The 18,859-nt window shown below is 38.7% G+C and carries 17 protein-coding genes; 4 read left to right on the forward strand and 13 right to left on the reverse strand.

What is annotated here, in order from left to right:
- Positions 1-30 precede the first annotated feature (30 nt).
- From glpG to HRT50_RS09020, 4 genes are all read right to left on the reverse strand, one after another.
- Positions 31-921: a rhomboid family intramembrane serine protease GlpG gene (gene glpG, locus HRT50_RS09005; protein WP_291613607.1), complete on the reverse strand. Its 891-nt coding sequence runs from the start codon at positions 919-921 to the stop codon at positions 31-33.
- Positions 922-926: 5 nt separating this feature from the next.
- The gene (glpE, locus tag HRT50_RS09010; protein WP_291613609.1) at positions 927-1,253 is read right to left on the reverse strand and encodes a thiosulfate sulfurtransferase GlpE; all 327 of its coding nucleotides are present in this window, start codon (positions 1,251-1,253) and stop codon (positions 927-929) included.
- A gap of 126 nt (positions 1,254-1,379) precedes the next feature.
- Positions 1,380-2,405, reverse strand: a complete 1,026-nt coding sequence (gene tdh, locus HRT50_RS09015) for an L-threonine 3-dehydrogenase (protein ID WP_291613611.1) — start codon at positions 2,403-2,405, stop codon at positions 1,380-1,382.
- Positions 2,406-2,502: 97 nt separating this feature from the next.
- Positions 2,503-3,711, reverse strand: coding sequence for a glycine C-acetyltransferase (locus tag HRT50_RS09020; protein WP_291613613.1), 1,209 nt, complete (start codon positions 3,709-3,711; stop codon positions 2,503-2,505).
- 415 nt (positions 3,712-4,126) lie between these two features.
- Here HRT50_RS09020 and HRT50_RS09025 point away from each other — a divergent pair, with 415 nt between their 5' ends.
- Positions 4,127-4,585, forward strand: coding sequence for an Lrp/AsnC family transcriptional regulator (locus tag HRT50_RS09025; RefSeq protein ID WP_291613615.1), 459 nt, complete (start codon positions 4,127-4,129; stop codon positions 4,583-4,585).
- A gap of 50 nt (positions 4,586-4,635) precedes the next feature.
- Here HRT50_RS09025 and HRT50_RS09030 read toward each other — a convergent pair whose 3' ends face one another.
- Complete coding sequence (locus HRT50_RS09030; RefSeq protein ID WP_291613617.1) at positions 4,636-5,517, reverse strand: hypothetical protein; 882 nt, start codon at positions 5,515-5,517, stop codon at positions 4,636-4,638.
- 194 nt (positions 5,518-5,711) lie between these two features.
- Between HRT50_RS09030 and waaA the strand changes: the two genes are divergently transcribed.
- Together waaA and HRT50_RS09040 are read left to right on the forward strand one after the other, a co-directional pair.
- Positions 5,712-7,136, forward strand: coding sequence for a lipid IV(A) 3-deoxy-D-manno-octulosonic acid transferase (gene waaA / locus HRT50_RS09035; RefSeq protein ID WP_291613619.1), 1,425 nt, complete (start codon positions 5,712-5,714; stop codon positions 7,134-7,136).
- A complete protein-coding gene (locus HRT50_RS09040) occupies positions 7,133-7,894 on the forward strand; it encodes a 3-deoxy-D-manno-octulosonic acid kinase (RefSeq protein ID WP_291613621.1) in 762 nt (253 codons plus the stop codon). Before waaA ends, HRT50_RS09040 begins: the two co-directional genes overlap by 4 nt.
- A gap of 43 nt (positions 7,895-7,937) precedes the next feature.
- Here HRT50_RS09040 and HRT50_RS09045 read toward each other — a convergent pair whose 3' ends face one another.
- The 6 genes from HRT50_RS09045 to HRT50_RS09070 form a co-directional block, all read right to left on the reverse strand.
- Positions 7,938-8,381, reverse strand: coding sequence for a hypothetical protein (locus tag HRT50_RS09045; RefSeq protein WP_291613623.1), 444 nt, complete (start codon positions 8,379-8,381; stop codon positions 7,938-7,940).
- Positions 8,382-8,672: 291 nt separating this feature from the next.
- Complete coding sequence (locus HRT50_RS09050; protein ID WP_291613625.1) at positions 8,673-9,977, reverse strand: ATP-binding protein; 1,305 nt, start codon at positions 9,975-9,977, stop codon at positions 8,673-8,675.
- Between the two features lie 3 nt (positions 9,978-9,980).
- Positions 9,981-11,369 (reverse strand): sigma-54 dependent transcriptional regulator, encoded by a 1,389-nt coding sequence (locus tag HRT50_RS09055; RefSeq protein WP_291613626.1) that lies wholly within the window; start codon positions 11,367-11,369, stop codon positions 9,981-9,983.
- A gap of 116 nt (positions 11,370-11,485) precedes the next feature.
- A complete protein-coding gene (locus tag HRT50_RS09060; protein WP_291613628.1) occupies positions 11,486-13,915 on the reverse strand; it encodes an ABC transporter permease in 2,430 nt (809 codons plus the stop codon).
- Positions 13,916-13,924: 9 nt separating this feature from the next.
- The gene (locus tag HRT50_RS09065) at positions 13,925-14,641 is read right to left on the reverse strand and encodes an ABC transporter ATP-binding protein (protein ID WP_291613630.1); all 717 of its coding nucleotides are present in this window, start codon (positions 14,639-14,641) and stop codon (positions 13,925-13,927) included.
- Positions 14,642-14,753: 112 nt separating this feature from the next.
- Positions 14,754-16,010, reverse strand: a complete 1,257-nt coding sequence (locus tag HRT50_RS09070; protein WP_291613632.1) for an HlyD family efflux transporter periplasmic adaptor subunit — start codon at positions 16,008-16,010, stop codon at positions 14,754-14,756.
- A 258-nt stretch (positions 16,011-16,268) separates the two neighbouring features.
- On the opposite strand from HRT50_RS09070, the gene HRT50_RS09075 reads away from it, so the two are divergent.
- Positions 16,269-16,589, forward strand: coding sequence for a hypothetical protein (locus HRT50_RS09075; protein ID WP_291613634.1), 321 nt, complete (start codon positions 16,269-16,271; stop codon positions 16,587-16,589).
- 37 nt (positions 16,590-16,626) lie between these two features.
- Here HRT50_RS09075 and HRT50_RS09080 read toward each other — a convergent pair whose 3' ends face one another.
- The gene (locus HRT50_RS09080; protein ID WP_291613636.1) at positions 16,627-17,991 is read right to left on the reverse strand and encodes an alpha/beta fold hydrolase; all 1,365 of its coding nucleotides are present in this window, start codon (positions 17,989-17,991) and stop codon (positions 16,627-16,629) included.
- A 155-nt stretch (positions 17,992-18,146) separates the two neighbouring features.
- Positions 18,147-18,812 (reverse strand): orotate phosphoribosyltransferase, encoded by a 666-nt coding sequence (gene pyrE, locus HRT50_RS09085; protein ID WP_291613638.1) that lies wholly within the window; start codon positions 18,810-18,812, stop codon positions 18,147-18,149.
- Positions 18,813-18,859 lie beyond the last annotated feature (47 nt).

Consider the following 18,859-nt stretch of genomic DNA (forward strand, 5'->3'; position numbering starts at 1 on the left):
TCCTCTAGTACCTAAGTCATTTAGGTACTATTATTCCTTAGCGTTTATGCCGATAACTTTCACGGTAAACAGCGCTAAAAAACAACCAGTGAGTAAGCCAAGTAAATGAGCGGTATTGGCGACATTCACTGGTAGCAAGTCAACAAAACCAAGTAATAACCAGAACAGTAAAAAACCAACAATAGGCTTAGAAAGTGATAAACCACGCTCTGGTGCTAAATAACCAAACCACCAGACAAAGCCAACCAAGGCATAAACGACACCGGATAAACCACCAAAATTTGAGCCGGATACTAAAAACTGCCCCAGGTTAGAAGCAATCGCCGAGATAAGTAGTATATTTATTAAGGTTGTTTTACCTAGTGTCTTCTCAATGCTGCCACCCAATTGCCACCACCACATGGTATTAAAGACAATATGCAGCCAAGAAAAATGAAAAAATGCCGGACCAATTAAACGTAGTGGCTCTGCTAAAAAAGCATCAAGTGATAGTTGCGGGTAAAACTGTAAGGTATTAAAAAGTTGCTGCGCCCAACCAAGTTCACTGCCAAGAAAGACCAACCAACAAAGGCTAAAAACCACTAAGGTGACAATGCCCGCATGGGCTAAAAAATTTTCTTTAAAGTTGGTGAATAAACTGAAATCATCGCTATTTAAAGTGACTGCTTCACTTCTATCCCATGCCGCTTGTTGATATTTATCGGCATAGGGTTGCAAAATAAAGGCATCAAATTCTGCTTTTGCTTGGGATATTTTATCCTCAGGGCAATAAATTATATAGCCCTGATCTTCGCTTGCCTTAAGCTGAGCTTGGATGCCCAAAGATTGTAAATAATTACTAAAGAGTAAGGCAATATTATGGTCTTTAACTTGTACCAGAGGCTGTAAAGTATGCATATTCTCAGCAGGCTCATTTGTCATGCTAATTATCGCTCAATATTTTCAGGAAATTCTGTTTGCCATTGAGTAAAACCGCCATCAAGAGAGTAGACATCGGTAAAATCTTGGCTAATAAGGAATTGTGCCGCTTGCTGGCTAGAAATGCCGTGATAACAACAAACAACTACCGGAGCATCCAGATCAGCTTCACGTAAAAAGTCAGCCATTGACTCATTGGTTAAATGAATCGCTTGGGCAATATGGCCATTAGCAAAGGAGTTTTCATCTCGAATATCGACAACAACATGTGATTTATCCGCGATAACTTCTTGTAGAGCACTGACTGACATATGTTTGAAACTATTATCTGACACTTTTTATTCCTCAATTAACCTTTATTTTTAATCACGGTCTTGAAACAGTGATTTTTCTGTTTTACTCAACTTAATAAAACGCTACCCAGCTAGGGTAGCGCTTTTGTAACAGCTAGTATAACGGATTTAGGTCCAATCTAAAATCACCTTGCCAGATTGACCTGAACGCATCATATCAAAGCCTTGTTGAAAATCATCAACCTTGTAATGATGGGTAATAATTGGCGTTAGATCTAAACCAGATTGAATCAAACTCGCCATCTTATACCAGGTCTCAAACATTTCACGGCCATAAATACCTTTAATGGTTAAACCTTTAAAAATAACTTGGCTCCAATCAATGGCCATTTCACTACCTGGAATACCTAACATGGCAATTTTTCCGCCATTGTTCATATTTTCTAACATGCTAGTAAACGCCATTGGCACACCTGACATTTCCATGCCAACATCAAAACCTTCATTCATGCCTAATTCGCTCATGACATCTTCTAGTTTTTCTGTACTGACATTTACCGCACGAGTAGCGCCCATTTTTCTGGCTAGATCAAGACGGTACTCATTAATATCTGTGATAACGACATGGCGAGCACCAACATGTTTGGCAACTGCCGCAGCCATAATACCAATAGGCCCTGCGCCGGTAATTAAGACATCTTCACCGACTAAATCAAATGATAATGCGGTGTGCACTGCATTACCAAAGGGGTCAAAAATTGCCGCTAAGTCATCTGAAATTTCATCGGGTAATTTAAAAGCATTGTAAGCGGGTATCACTAAGTATTCGGCAAATGAACCTTCGCGATTAACACCAACACCTACCGTATTGCGACATAAGTGAGTTTTACCACCACGGCAATTACGGCAATGTCCACAAGTGATATGACCTTCACCAGAAACACGGTCACCTATAGTGAAGCCTTTTACTTCTTGGCCAATACCTACCACTTCACCTGCATATTCATGGCCGACCACCATAGGTACCGGAATTGTTTTTTGTGCCCATTCATCCCAATTGTAGATATGGATATCAGTACCACAAATAGCAGTTTTTTTAATTTTGATAAGTAGATCATTATGACCTAGTTTTGGCTTTTCGGTACGGGTTAACCAAATGCCTGGTTCTGCTTTTAATTTAGCTAAAGCTTTCATTGTCGCTCTCTATCTTTTTAATTTTGAACTGATTACAAGTTGTATAGCCCAATTAATTATCAATCAAATATCGGGCTATACAAGTAGTGATTTTTAACTAGATAACATCCATATCTTTACCAATACGGATAAAGGCTTCAATTGCATGATCTAACTGTGCTTTAGTGTGTGCAGCAGAAATTTGTGTACGAATACGTGCTTGTCCTTTAGGTACTACCGGGAAAGAGAAACCAATAACATAAATGCCTTCCGCTAATAACCGATCAGCCATGGCACTAGCAACCTTAGCATCACCTAACATTACCGGCACAATCGCATGATCGGCTCCAGCACAAGTAAAACCAGCAGCTTCCATACTAGTACGGAAATAAGCAGCATTATCTTTTAATGTTTTACGTAAAGCACCGCCTTCTGCTAAAAGTTCAAGTACTTTTAATGACGCATTAACAATTGCTGGCGCTAGTGAATTAGAAAACAAGTAAGGACGAGAACGTTGACGCAACCATTCAACGACTTCTTTTTTCGCTGCAGTAAAACCGCCTGAAGCACCGCCCATAGCTTTGCCTAAAGTACCTGTGATGATATCAACACGACCCATCACTTCGCAGTACTCATGACTACCACGGCCTTGTTCACCGACAAAACCTACCGCATGTGAATCATCAACCATTACCATGGCATTGTATTTGTCCGCTAAATCACAAATACCTTTTAAGTTAGCGATAACGCCATCCATTGAGAAAACACCATCGGTAGCAATTAATTTAAAACGTGCGCCAGCGGCATCCGCTTCGATTAAGCTTTGCTCTAAAGCAGCCATATCATTGTTGGCATAACGAAAGCGTTTCGCTTTACATAAACGTACGCCGTCAATAATAGAGGCATGATTTAAGGCATCACTAATAATAGCGTCTTCTGGCCCTAATAAGGTTTCAAATAAACCGCCATTAGCATCAAAACAAGAAGAGTATAAAATGGTATCTTCCATACCTAGGAATTCACTGATACCTTGCTCTAAGGTCTTATGAATATCTTGTGTACCACAAATAAAGCGCACTGATGCCATACCAAAGCCATGTTCATCTAAACCAGTTTTTGCTGCGGCAATGAGTTCTGGATGATTTGCTAAACCTAAATAGTTATTGGCACAAAAATTAATCACTTCTTCACCAGTATTAACGGCTATCTGTGGCTGCTGAGCAGTAGTAATAATACGTTCAGCCTTGTATAAGCCATCTTCTTTTACTTGCTCAATTTGTGCAGTTAAATGCGAGTAAAAACCTTTCGTAGATACAAAATCAGTCATGTAAATTCCTTAAATAATTAGTGTCATACCAATCGGACTAATTTATTGATCACTTAGCTAGAATTAAAAGGCTTAGAGACAAGGCATTGATTGAAGATAATGGTTATTCCCTTATCAAAATCAATAACGCTGCATGTAAGCCTTTTAAACTCGCCCTTCGGGAGCTCATTAGCAAACTGATAACTTCACAAAATGAATGAAATATAGAATAACTATGTTTAATCCATTTTGTTTGTTCTAAGCTCGCTAGTGCTGCTCTAAGTTGGTCAATTAATTAATCCGTTTGGTATCATTCAATAGTCATATTATCAACTCAGACCCTACTACAATAAAAGTGGCATAACTTGGTAATATGACCTTTTTAATAGTAAAATTGACATATAAACCTGTCAAAGTGTAAGTTAATGGCTATTTTATGAATGTAGTCAGTAAAATGGAGTGTAGTTTGTTAACCGAAAAAGATGAAGAATTGTTGTCAATATTACGGCTTAATGCCCGAGCAAGTGTTTCAGATATCGCCAGAGCAACAGGCGTTTCTCGAACCGCGATACAAAATCGACTCAATAAGCTTGAAAATAATAAGGTGATTAAAGGATACAGCGTTGTGCTCAACAGCGCATATACCAGTGGTTTGATTTCCGCCAATGTCTCGTTAAAAGTAAAGCCAAACTTACGAAAAACTATTTGTATCGCCTTAAGAAAAGTTCACCAAATTACCCATATCCATTCGATAAGTGGCGAATATGACTTATTGGTTACCATACAAACCAGTACGCTAGAAAAACTCAGTGACGTACTCAATACGGTATGCTCAACTGAAGGTGTAGAAAGAACCAATTCTGCTATTATTCTTGATACCATCTTTGAGCGTTAGTGCTACCTTCTTGCTCACTTAACCTCCCTGAATATCACTTTGGCCTGCTTTTAACGTAAAGTGAACTTCAACCAGAGAGCAATATCATTAACCAAATATTTATTGGATCTAATGACCTGGTAATTGAGCTTGTCACCTTTGTACACTTGCAGCTTTGAATGTCTTGCACCGCTCCAAGCAAAGAGCTCCTGTGCTGTAGCATAGCTTATGGCATGCTGAGCTGAACTAATAAAGTAACTGGGAATATCAACCAGATTTTTATAACGCTCTTTATCGCCATAAGACATATCAGGCGTTAATAACACCATAGCGCTTAAGTGCACTTTTTCAGCTAATGCCACTGCATAAGCACCGGCACAACCACTAGCAACAATTGAAATCCCCTGACTTTTATCAACTTTTTTACGTAAGTATTCATAAGCTGCCAGTAAATCTTCTGTCCAATAGGACATCAATACCGCAATTTCAGTTTGAAAACTAATAATGTTAGTGGCATGTTTTTTCACTTCTAGTTTCGAATAGCCCTGAGCAACACTCCTACCATAGCCGCGAAAATCTAACGATAAAGTATGTAAACCTTGTTCAGCAATACTTGTCGATAAGCTTTGATAATTGTTTCGTTGACTATCACAGTCATGTAAAACGATAACACCGGGCATATTTTTAGCCGACGCTTTATCGGGGAAAAAACGATAATCAGCCGTTAATAAAAAGTTATGGTCAGGACGTGCTTTAAACTTTACTTGGTATTGAAGGGCTAGGTTGATCTTAGCTTGCTTAGCTGATTTGACCTCATCCTCAGGAAATACACCTTGTGCATAAGCAGGCATAGCTAAGCTATAAACCATCATGATACCCAGATAAGAAAGACATTTAAATTTGCAGATGGCGAAGGCTTTCATTAATTTTTGCTGCATGGCTTTTACCATCATAATTACTAATACCAATTTAAGGAAATGCTGTGTCGTTATCGAATTGCTGGCAAAATGCCAAAAGGGCCTTACCTAATAAGAAAGTAAAATGCATACATGCAGCGTTATTAATTTTAACAATATAATAACTATCCTCTTCAATCAATGCCTTGCCTCTAAGCCTTTTAATTCTCGCTGCGTGGGAAGAAAGTTATTTGAATTGGTATACGCTTATTTGGATACCCTTTGGTATAATCTACCGACAAACTCATTATAGAGCAATATTCACCGACATGATTTCCTTGCTATTTTACCGAATTTTACTATTGCTATTACTGCCACTGCTACTCATTTTTTTGCTGTTTCGTTCTAAAAATAATAAGGCATATCGTCAGCGTATATCTGAGCGACTGGGCTTTTTTCCAAAACCTTGCCAGCAAGCTGGTATCGTCGTTCATGCTGCCAGTGTTGGTGAAGTTATCGCGCTAAAAAGCTTTATCGAAAAGTTATTTCTCACTTACCCTGACTTACCCATTACCATTACTTCATTTACCCCGACAGGGTCTGCACAAGTCAGCAAACTCTTTGGCAGGCGTGTGCAACACGGTTATCTACCACTGGATTTATTGCCTTGTACGGCATTATTTCTACATAGATTGAAACCAAAAATGATGATTTTCATGGAAACCGAGTTATGGCCGAACTTAATTTCACAGTGTGCACAACAAAACATTAAATTATTACTGATCAACGGGCGGTTATCGAAAAAGTCTTTAGTAAGCTACCAAAAAATTAGCCCTCTTATTAAACCCTGTTTAAATAGTTTCGATAAAATACTGACCCAAAGCCAAGAAAATTCACATCATTTTTTACAGTTAGGTGCGCAAGCAAGTCGCTGTGAGAATAGTGGCAACTTAAAATTTGATATCAGTATCAACGAGCAAGTAATAGAAAAAAAGACCGAGTTAGCAAAATTACTTTTTGCTGATAATAGTCAATCCAAAAGAACTATTTGGTTAGTCGCCAGCACCCATAGTGGTGATGAAGCTATTGCCTTAGCTGCCTTTAACGAATTATTAGCTCAATATCCTCAGTTATTATTAGTGCTAGTGCCGCGCCATCCCGAACGCTTTGAGCAAGTAGTCAAGCTTTGCCTTGAGCACGACTTATCATTGGCTAAGCGCAGTGAAAACACTGTGATAACTGATGAACAAGTATGGTTACTTGATAGCTTAGGTGAGTTAATGGCGGCTTTTTCTTTAAGTGATATCGTCACTATGGGTGGCAGCTTCAATGAAGTAGGCGGCCACAATCCATTAGAGCCAGCGTTATTTAATAAGCCGGTCATCGTTGGCCACAACATGAGTAACTTCAATGAGATCATGCAACAGTTAAGGCAAGCAGATGCCATTATTGAACTGGTTAATGATTCAAATGTTAATAGCACTACTCATTCAACGTCGAAGCAATTAGCAGATGCAGTAAGTAAGTTATTACAACAACCAGCACGACAAAAATCGCTTGGCGACAAGGCATTTAACGTAGTACTTGCCAACCAAGGTGCCAGCGATAAAACCTTAGCTCAAGTACAAGAGTTATTAGCAAGTAGCAGCACTAAGCCATTAGGAGAAAACTCTTGAGCCAAGCGATAACCAGTGAACAATTTTCTAAGCTTGAGCAAGGTAAAACCACTTGTTTTTTCAATGAAAGCCTTATTAGTGATTTCACTGCCGAGATGCTCAGTCCAAGTTATTGGCAGCGACAAGATGCGGTTACTGGCTCTGCTCAAGGACGTGGTACCACTTGGTTTGTTGCTTATAAAGATAACAACAATAATCAGCATGATTGGGTATTGCGCCATTATTACCGTGGTGGTTTAATTGGTAAAATAATCAAAGATTCCTACTGGTTTAGCGGTGTAGAAAGCAGCCGTGCGGCATGTGAGTTTGCCCTGCTGCGTCATATGAAAACCTTGCAACTTCCGGCACCTGAGCCAGTTGCCTATCGCGTTATTCGCCATAAATTAACTTACCAAGCAGACTTATTATCAAGCCGTATTCAAGATGCGCAAGATTTAGTGGCAGTATTAAGTGAAAAGACTTTAACTGATGATGTTTGGCAACGCATTGGCGCCACCATTAAACGCTTTCATCATCATGGCATTTATCACCATGACTTAAATAGCCATAATATTTTGCTAGATGATAAAGAACAGGTATTTTTAATCGACTTTGATCGTGGTGAATTGCGCACTAACCCAGTAAATACTGAGTGGAAACAAGCCAATATGGCGCGTTTACAACGCTCGTTTTTAAAAGAACTCAACAAATTAGCACAGTTTTATTTTACTGAGAAAAACTGGCAGGCATTGATGTCTGGCTATCAAGGTTTAAATTAAGATAATAAGACTTAATGTGGTGTGGAAGCCGTTTTTATCTTTATTAAAAATTCGATTGTTTTACTCGCTCGGAGTCTTTGTTTGCCACTATCTTATTAAGATAACGGTCGATGGTAGCTTTAGCAGAAGCCGTTAAACCGCCTTGGCCGTGCTGATCTTTTAATAATGATTCAACTTGTAAAAATAATTGGTCAACAGTTACATCAACCTTAGCTTTTTGACTGCCGATAACGTCTGAATTTACAGCGTTCTTGTTATGGTCATGGTTACCAAACAAGTTTAACCACGAGTCACTTTGCTGACCAAAGGCCATTAATTTATGAAAATAACTTTTAGAAAGAGTATGGCCTTTGAAGATATCTATAAGCCCACATATTATTGATACTGGGCTTAACAATAAGTCACGAATAGCATCCATAGCTAGCTTAGCTTGAAAAATAAGCATATCTCTAATCAAGGTCCAACGTGAGATCTCAGGTTCATGCATCAACTATCTCCCTTCAATACCAATTTTATTAAATTATTACTCACTTGTGCTGGTTAAAATACGCCATGTCAGCGTTACTCTCAATCCCAATAGCCAGCTATTGCTCAATCGAGCGCCTTGCCCTGATTTATTTTTCCTATGCACAACAAGATCACAAACTTAATGAAACTGGTATAACATCAATAAATTTATTTCAATCATTAAAATATTTTTCACAAAACAATTCGCCTAAATGTTTGACCGCTGGCCAAGCACAACATCTTAAAATAGTTTTGCGCTCAGGGTTAGCCTTTATTTCGGTAAAATAATTTCTACCTGACAACCACCTTCAACTCTATTTGCTAGGTGCAACTGCCCTTGGTGCCCTTCAATTATCTGCTTACACAGCGATAGGCCAATGCCCGTACCTTGAGTTTTAGTGGTAAATAAAGGTACAAAAACATTATCTAAGTTCTGTATGCCTGGGCCATTATCTAAAATATAAAGCAGAACTTGATTAGCCTTAACCTTTATTAACAAATCAATTTCGCTATTTTTTCCTGAAGCTTCATCGGCATTTTTTAACAGGTTAATTAAACATTGCTCAAACTGGGCAACATCGACCATTATTATTACTTGTTCTGGTAATGTTAACTTCACCGGGTAATTGAGTAATGATACCAGCTGCTCAATTACAGGAATGATATCGACTGATTGACGTTTCGGTTTCGGTAAGTGAGTAAGTACCCGATAACCGGCAAGAAAGTGTTTTAAACTGGTGGCTCTATCTTGAATAATTTTCAAACCTGATTGAATATCTTCTTTATCTTCAAGGTCTATATCACTTCGCGCAGTTAATTTATCTAGGGTTGAAGCTAACGAGATAATCGGTGCTAATGAGTTATTAATTTCATGACTTAAAACGCGAACCAAATTCTTCCATGCTTCTTGCTCTTGTTGGCTGAGTAATAAATCTAAATCTGAAAAAATATATAAGCTATGTTGCTTACCTTGATCACGAAAACCGTCTTTAAATATATGCCAACGGGCGGTGCGAGAGCCAAATGTCAGTTTTTCTATCGAATTAGAGCTCAGTTTACTCAATTGCCCTAAATTGACATCCGTTAATGTTTTATGGCGCAATTTGGACTCATTTAATCCCAGTAATAACTCTGTTTCTGGGTTTACCATGGTAATTTTACCCTGTTGATCACAGGTAATAATGGCAACTTTAATTTGTTTAATCACCTTAGCCAGCAACAACTGACTCTCCTTAAAGTCATAGCGAGCTGTGGTGAGTGAATCCGCTAATTTATTGACTTGTCTGATCAAATCACTGTGGCCGCTCTGCCCCTCTTCAGCTTTGCCACGCAATGAGAAGTCACCAATATTCAACGCTTCGACAAGGTTGGCCAGTGAAATAAACTGGTCTTTAATATCATAGTAAAAATGATGAAAAGAAAAACCGACAATGGCTGACAAGAAAATAGTCACCAGTGCTTGCAAATAAAAGGAGGTATCTATGTACCAAAGTAAAAAAATCGCTAGAAAATAACAGGGTAAAATAGCCCATAATACTGTGGTAAATATTCGCTTTTCAAAAGAGCTATTAGCCATTGCTTACAGTCCAAACTTATCTAAGCGACGGTAAAAAGCGCTGCGACTCATCGCTAATGACTTAGCGGCATCAGAAGCATTACCTTTATTGAGCCTTAATCTTTGCTCAATCACTGCTTTTTCAATGTCATCCATAGTCATTTCATCTTCAAAAGCATAGTGATTAGCGGATGAAGTTTGTTGAACGGCTTTGTTAACAGTTTCAACCAACATTAAATGTTCGATCAATATTTCATCTTTAGCTAACAAAGTGGCCCTTTCTAAAGTATGACTTAACTCCCGCACATTACCCGGCCATTGATAAGCTAATAACTGCTGCTCAGCTTGAACTGACAATTTAGGCATTACCTTGTTATAACGAGTCGCACATTTCACTATAAACGCTTCAGCCATAGGTAAGATATCATCAAGTCGTTTTCTTAATGGTGGGATTTCAACAACAAAGGTATTCAATCTAAACAGTAAATCTTGGCGAAAACTTTTATCCTTTACCATTGCTGGTAAATTACTATTGGTCGCACTGATCACTCTAATGTTTGCATGATGAGTTTTACTAGCACCAACTTTTTCATATTGGTGCTCTTCTAATAATCTAAGCAACTTAGCTTGTTGAGCCAGGGGGATATTAGCAATTTCATCTAAAAATAAGGTGCCGTGTTCTGCTAATTCCACTCGGCCAATACGATTTTCCTTGGCATCAGTAAATGCGCCTTTAACATGACCAAACATTTCACTTTCAAATAAGGAATCTGTGATTGCGCCCATATTTACCGAGACAAAGGTATTATTGGCTCGCGTACTCAATTGATGGATATGGCTGGCCAATAAGCTTTTACCTGTACCATTTTCGCCGGTGATTAAAATATTTATATCCGCTTGAGAAATTTGTTCTAAGGTACGGAGCAAGCTTGTCATCGCCTCAGACTCGGCCACCATATCATGACCATCTAAAACGGCAATTTGCTGCTTTAAGTTATTATTTTCTTCGGTGAGTTTTAAATTATTTTTAGTTTGCTGCCTAAGCGCTAGCTGATTATTAATAACCGATAATAATCGATCATTTTCCCAAGGTTTTTGAATAAAATCTCCCGCGCCTGACTGCATTACCTGCACGGCAATTTCAACGGTAGCCCAACCGGTCATACAAACTACCGCTAAATCTGCATCATATTTTTTCAGTTTTTGGGTAAGTTCTACTCCTTCTATTCCTGAAGTAGTATCTAGCTGATAATTAAGATCAATTAAGGCTAAGTCTATTTCTTTAGATTTGATTAAAAATTCAACTTCAGCTGGACTGGTAGCCGTTGTGACCTTAAAACCTTCGCTTTTTAAAAATAAGCGTAAAGCGGCAACTATACTGGCATCGTCATCTGCGATAAGGATATGGGACACAAAAACTTCCTGCTATTAAGTACTTTATTTTTCTTTATAAGTCACTATGACAAAAAGCCTTTTCTAAGAAAAGGCTTTTTGAACGTTAGATAATGTAAGCTTGGTTGAAGATAACGTTATTCATGCCTTAACGCGGCACATGGCTCCATCTTCAGCGCTCTACTTACCGGATAATACACCGCCAGTAAGATAACAAAACTGATAAATGCAGGTACACCGACATAAATCATAAGCGATCCTTGTGCTAATGAAGCCTTCTCTAACATAGTCACCAACATTATCCCTATTGGCACACCAATACACAAACCTATCACTAACTGCTTTAAACCTTGTTTGATAAAGTGCTTATAAATATCACTGTTATCAGCGCCTAATGCTCTTTTGATACCGATTTCTTGGGTTTTTTGGATGATGGTATTCGACATAACGCCATAAATACCACTGAACGCTAACACCATAGACGCGGCAGCAAACACTATAAATAACTCACTGATAAAATTCATACCCGCATTCCGAGCCATAATAGAGCTTCGTAAGGTTTTAACATCATACGCTGGTGCATCACGCTCTATTTTTTGGGTAATATTAGCAACCATTTCAGGTAAACCAGTGACGTCTTGCGCATCGTTAGCCGTCGTTTTAATAACGACTGCAACGAAACGGGTGGGTGCTTGCTGGAGAGAGAGAAACGCGGTTGGTTTTTCAATATTTAATGGTATCGGCTGCCCATAAATCACATCATTAACGACACCAATAACGGTATACCAAGCGTTATCTGAATCCGAAAACTTAAAACGTTTACCCAGAGCAACACCGTCTTTAAAGAATTTATTGACAAAATTATCGGTAACCACTGCGGTTAATGGGCTATCAATCTTATCTCTTGAATCAAATGTTCGGCCTTCTCGTAAATTCATCGCCATTACTGAAAAGTAGTTATTTGCAACACCAACATAACTTGAACTTGGATATTGCGGCTTGCTACCATAATCGACACCCTCAAGAGAGATAGTTCGATAGGGGACATCATTTCCCGGTAAGCCTTGTGTGAAACTTACCGCCGAAATTTCAGGCTCGGAGATTAAAGTAGCCTTTAAGTTTTGATAATACTGTAATCTTTTTTCATCACTTTTATATTCAGCCTCAGGCAAGCCAACACGCGCAGTAAATATATTCTCAACACTGGTACCATAATCAATATTATTTTGCTGGTTTACCGAATAGACCATGCCTGTTGAAAGTAATAATAATGCACAAGATAACACTACTTCAGCAATAACGATGCCTTTACTTAATCTACCTGATGACTTGCTTTGTGCACCACGTGTACCGTCTCTTAAGGTGGCATTGAAGTCACCTGAGGTTGCTTTCAACGCAGGTAATATACCGGTAATAAAAGCCGTTACTAACGTGATAACAATTGCTGCGATAATAGACGTTTGCGTAATTTGAACGTGCCACCAAAAAGGCGGTTCAAATGGGAATGAAGACAATAAACCTTTATTGGTAAGTTCCAGCCATAAACCGGCAAAAAGTACCGCTAAAACACCTGAAATGATACAAATAAGGGTAGACTCCCACATCATTTGCATGACCAACTTTGCTCTAGGTGCACCTAACGCGGTTCGAATCGCTGTTTCTTTACCTTTCTCGATTGCACGAGAAAATAATAAGTTACCTACATTGATACAAGCAAGTAATAAAATAAACCCTACCGATAGCTCCATTGCTAGGATAACAATTTGCGTACCACTACCCATAGCTGCCGCTTGGAACGTCCAAGCATGCGCCGAAGTATTGGAGTTTAGTTTAGGGTAAGTTTCTTCTAATTCAGCCATTAACCCGCGTAATTCAATGTTCGCTTGTTCATCACTAATACCTGGCTTTAACACGCCATATACAGCAACAGATCGACCATTTTTACGGGCAATACCTTTAGCCGTTGTAGTGTAAGGTAACCAAATACGACCAGCACTCGGGAATTGATAACTATCGGGCATTACACCTACAATGGTGGTTGGCTCAGTATTTATTCTTAACTTTTTACCTAAAACATTTTTATCGCCAGCAAACATGTTTTGCCAAATGGTATGACTAATCACTGTCACAGGCTCTGCACCCGACAAACCATCGTCATTAGTAATCAAGCGACCTAACAGTGGCTTGGCATCCGATATTTCGAAAAAGCTTTCTTGCACATAATGGCCTCTGAATTTAAGTGCCCTATCACTGGTACTAATATTTACCGTATTTACTGTATAGGCAGAAAACACCTCATAACTTTGAACTCGCTCTTTCAAATACTCAAAATCATGAACCCTAACGCTAGCACCTTGATATTCCATACCACTCTTAATAGTGTCTACGGCTCTAATACGATCGCCTTTTTCAAAGGGTAGTGGCGCCACTAACGACCCATGGATAAAGCTGAACATGTAAATACATAGCGTTAATCCTGTGGTCATCACAAAAACAGTTAACGCGGTGAACTTAGGGTTTTTAATCAAGGTTCGCAAGGCGAAATTTATATCTGACAAAGTATTCATCATTTATCCTTAAGCCACAGCTTCTTCAATATAGGTTTCTGAGGTAGGCGAGTCAGAGACAATACGACCATCAAATATTTCAATAACACGATCAGCGCGCTTAGCACCACGAGGGTCATGAGTCACCATACAAATAGTCGCGCCTTCAGCATGTAATTTATCAAGTAAAGCCATGACCAATTCAGCATTTTTTGAATCTAGGTTACCCGTAGGTTCATCTGCCAAAATTATCGACGGGTTACCCGCAATAGCACGAGCTACCGCAACACGCTGCTGTTGACCACCAGACAATTGTGAAGGGTAATGTTTAGTGCGATGACCCATATCTACTTTTTCAAGTGCTGCTGTGACTAGGTCAGTACGCTCAGTTTTATTTAAGTCTTTGCGGTACGTTAATGGCAAGGCGACATTTTCAGCAACGGTTAATTCGCTAATCAAGTTAAAAGACTGAAAAATAAAGCCAATCTCTTTATTACGGATTACCGCTCTTTGCTTAGCATTAATATCAACGACATCATGGCCATCTAAGGTATAGCTGCCGCTAGAACTGGTATCTAACAGCCCCAATAGAGATAGCAAGGTAGACTTACCACAACCCGACGGACCCGCAATAGATAAATACTCACCTTGTTTAACCTCTAAATTAATATCACTCAGCGCATGAGTTTCCACTTCGTCGGTAGAAAATACTTTTTTTATATTTGTTAACTTAATTAATGTTTTCATCGGTTATTCCTTATTATTCATGATGTTGTCAGTTTACTTTTTAGTTGTTTTTATTATGTTTTTTGATAATATTTTTAGTAATGTCTTTAATAATTCATTTTTTTGTATGAGGCTAGTTTAATGAAATTTGTTGATGGCGCTCAAAACTGGTTTGTTCTGAAACGATGATCCTGTCACCCACTTTTAAGCCGCTAACTATTTCAATATCAACACTTGACGATAAGCCAAATTCCACAGAGGTCTGTTGCGCTTTAGTTTGCTCATTATTAAGTAGGTATATCGCCATTGTTTGTTTTGCTTGAGAAAAAGCAGGACGTCTAACAAAGAGGCTATTTTTCTTCTGGGTTATAAATATTTCACCATCGATAGAAAGATCCGGCCTTGCTTCATCAGGCAGTTTTGAAGTGAGTTCAACATCAACTTGTACGGTGCCATTCACTACGGCTGGGTCTATACGAATGACCTTGCCTTGAATTTGATTAAAACGGGTATCCACGCTTACCTGTTGGCCAATTATGATATCGCCAGCATTCAACTCTGGTACTTTTAATTCGGCGATTAAGTCGCCTTTTTTAGCAAATTTAGCAATATTGCCACCAATCGCTACACGTTGGCCTAACTCTAATGGCATGGTTTGTAATACACCTGCTAAAGGCGCTTTAACGTTAAGTGAGGAAAGTTGGAATTGCGCTCTTTCATAGCTCTTTTTTAACTTATTAAGTAAGGCTGTTTGTGCTTCAAACTGTGCGGCTAAATTAAGCAACAACTGAGTTGCTCTCATTTCATTAATCTCAATGGTTTTGGCTAATTGATTGACGGTCAATTTAGATGATTCAAAATCTAACTTCGAAACGGTAGAGTTACCCACCTTGATTAATCGTGCTTCAGCATCTAAACGCATTTTGGCTTTTTCATATTGCATTTGTGTATCTAAAGTACTCGCCTTCATATCAAGTACTTGAGTGTCTTGGCTGACTTTCAATGCGCGGGTTTGTGCTTGCATCGCTACTACTTCCCAGTGTAGCTCTTCTACTTTTTGGTCTAACTCTGGATTAACCAACTCAACAATTAGCTGGCCTTTTTCAACTTGTGCACCGGGTTTTACTAAAATCCGTTCAACTTTGCCAGCAACGGTACTAGCAACCCAGTGCACGTCTCTAGGTGCTAAAATACCGGGACCTGAAATTTTAATATCAAAATCCCCCTGCTCTACTATTGCAGTAATCACAGCATTTTTTTGTACCGAAAAGCCAGCAAATCGCATTTGTGAACTAGCGATAAGAAAAACAGCCAATACTGCTACGCCAGTAGCAGTCATAAAGCTTTTCTTTTTATAAATGGGTTTCTTAGTTTGTTTGATGATGTCCATAACAGACCTAAATTATTTTTTAATATAAGTTTAACTAAGCGAAACTCATGCCATGAAATTTAACTTTATAAATCATCAAGTTAATATTATTCGTAGGGTTATTAACTTTACTCATCCCAATTTTGGGATGAGTAAAATAAAGATTCATCCCAAATTAGGGATGCTTATTTTGGATAAATAATCGGGTTATGGCTTGAGTCGGGGAATTATTCACTTGTATACTGCTAACACTAAAATCATCAGGCTGTAGAGATTTAAATGAAATTTATTATGATATTACTGACAGCCATTTTAGTCTTAGCATCATTTGCTTTAAGCGCAAAAAAAACAGCCTCGCAGGATATTAGTCACTTAATTTCTAAAGAAGAATTTGTCAGCTATAAAGATGTCGCAGACTTTATTGCACAGTCACCCAGGGTAACTATGACCGTCACGCCATCAAAGGCCGATATAGAAGAATACGGTCAACAAGTCGCTAAATCATTGACCGGCTCAGATTGCGATAGAGATGGAAAAATGGATGACAACCCAAGCTGTAATGCCATTTTTTATAAGCTTTGGCTGAAATACTCACGTTAAAATCTTTTCTTGATATACACAAGTTAATCACTAACTGTTAGTGAGTAGCCTTTAAAAACACTGTCATGGCAGCAAGCATTTCTTGATAATACGGATTGTAAGTCAGTCTTTGCATTGGTAATTCTCGATTAAGGTTCATTGCTGTTACTTCCCCTTTTATCACCTGCTTATTTTGTTTACAGGCCTGATAACGCGCTGCATCTTTAACATAGTGACCACAGTTTCTATATTGGCCATTAACGCCATAATGTGGATTATCGGGAGAATTGGTCGTGGCAATGTGAGCTACATCAAATATCTCATCACATAAGCTCTCAGCTGAACATTCCGGCACAATCACCTGCATAACTTTAACTAATTTTTTTGGCAGTTTGTTGTTATCACCATAATAAATCAACACGCTTTTCTGCATCTGCTCTTGCGGTGATGCTAGTTGCCATTGCTGAATTAACTGTAAGGTGTGCTCAGTATCTATAGTTTGATCATGTTCACTAGCAACGACAAATACCGGAATTTCATGCATTTTCCGACTCGCTAAGGCTTGTTCGCCAGCAACTAGGTTCATTATGGCATCGACTTGAGTAGCTGCGTTATAGGGGAATGACTCATATTTAGCAAAATCTATATCGGCATCTAAATCAAGCCAATCGACAAAAGGAATAGCGTCAATATACTTAGCCAACCAAGCGAGATTACTTTTTGCCTTTGATGCCGGCGACCACATAAATAAGCCCTTAATTTTTTCATCAACATGCTTTTTTTGCATCAAGTAATCAAAGATAAGTGCCCCGCCGGTGGATAAGCCACCAAGGTAGACTTGCTGATAATCATTTAGCGTTTGTTCAATGGCAAACCTTGTCGCTTGTTGCCACTCGTTATAGTCGGCAGTCAACAACTCAGACGGCGCCATGCCATGCCCTGGTAATAACAGCGTGCGTACGGTAAAACCCTGTTGATAGAAAAACTGGCTAAGATCATGAAAAGAAAACGGTGAATCCGTTAAACCATGAATAAGCAAAATAGCTTTGTCATTATTATCTTGAGCTAATTCAAACGGAGCAACTAACTGGCTTATTTTCGGTGTTTGTGACCATTGATTTTGTTTCGCCAATTGTTGGTAGGTATCAGTAACAATCGGACAAGGCATACTAGCCTTAGGATTTTTATTTACAATTTCCTGGTAAGTCTGTGCCAGATATTGCTGATAACTTGCTAGATTTTTAAAATTAACATTAACTACAGACTCATCATTAGCTATTTTCTTAGAAAAGCGATACTTTCCCGATTCAATGAGCGCGGTATAGTCACCTTGAATACTCAGGCAATTCTCCTGTCCTTGAGCAAATGACAAAGTACTTACCAGCCAGAATAGTAATAGCACATACTTATTTACCTTTTGCATAATGACTTCCTGTTAATTTATTGATGAATTAGCTGTGCAATAACGTCATATAGTAACCAAAAAAATAACGCCTTTGCAGCATTATGCGGCAAAGGCGTTAAAATTTATGCAAATTGTTCACAGGCTGATAATTAAATCACTGGAAATCTGAGAACTTAAATACCGTAATCTAAACGATATTTCTTAATGCTTGCTAAGTTTTCTGCTAATACTGAATTCTCAGCACCTTGCTCTGCTAGCTTCTCTTCGAGGAAAGTAACAACGTCACCTAAAGTAACAATCGACGCTACTTGCGTACCAAAATCACGTTCAACTTCTTGAATCGCTGATAACTCGCCTTGGCCTTTTTCTTGACGATCAAGGGCAATTAAAACACCTGAAAGCTGTGCGCCGTGTGCTTTAATAATTTCCATTGATTCACGAATGGCAGTACCCGCAGTGATAACATCATCAACTAACATGATTTTACCCTCAAGATCAGCGCCTACTAATGAGCCACCTTCACCATGGGTTTTAGCTTCTTTGCGGTTAAAGCAATAAGGCACATCCATATTATGGTGATCGTACAGAGCAACAGTCGTGGTAGTTGCAATTGGAATGCCTTTATAAGCTGGACCAAAAATCAAATCAAAATCAATTTTTGCATCCATTAAACTAGCGGCATAAAAACGACCTAAACGTGCTAAATCACCACCGGTTTTAAACATACCCGCATTAAAAAAATACGGACTAACTCGGCCTGATTTTAACGTAAACTCGCCAAAGCGTAATACCTGTTTTTCGATAGCAAATTCAATAAACTCACGTTGATAATCTTTCATAGTTATTTTCCTGTTTCTTAACTGAACATAGCTTAACTGAACGTTAC

The sequence above is a fragment of the Colwellia sp. genome (assembly GCF_013215345.1).
Classification (GTDB): domain Bacteria; phylum Pseudomonadota; class Gammaproteobacteria; order Enterobacterales; family Alteromonadaceae; genus Colwellia.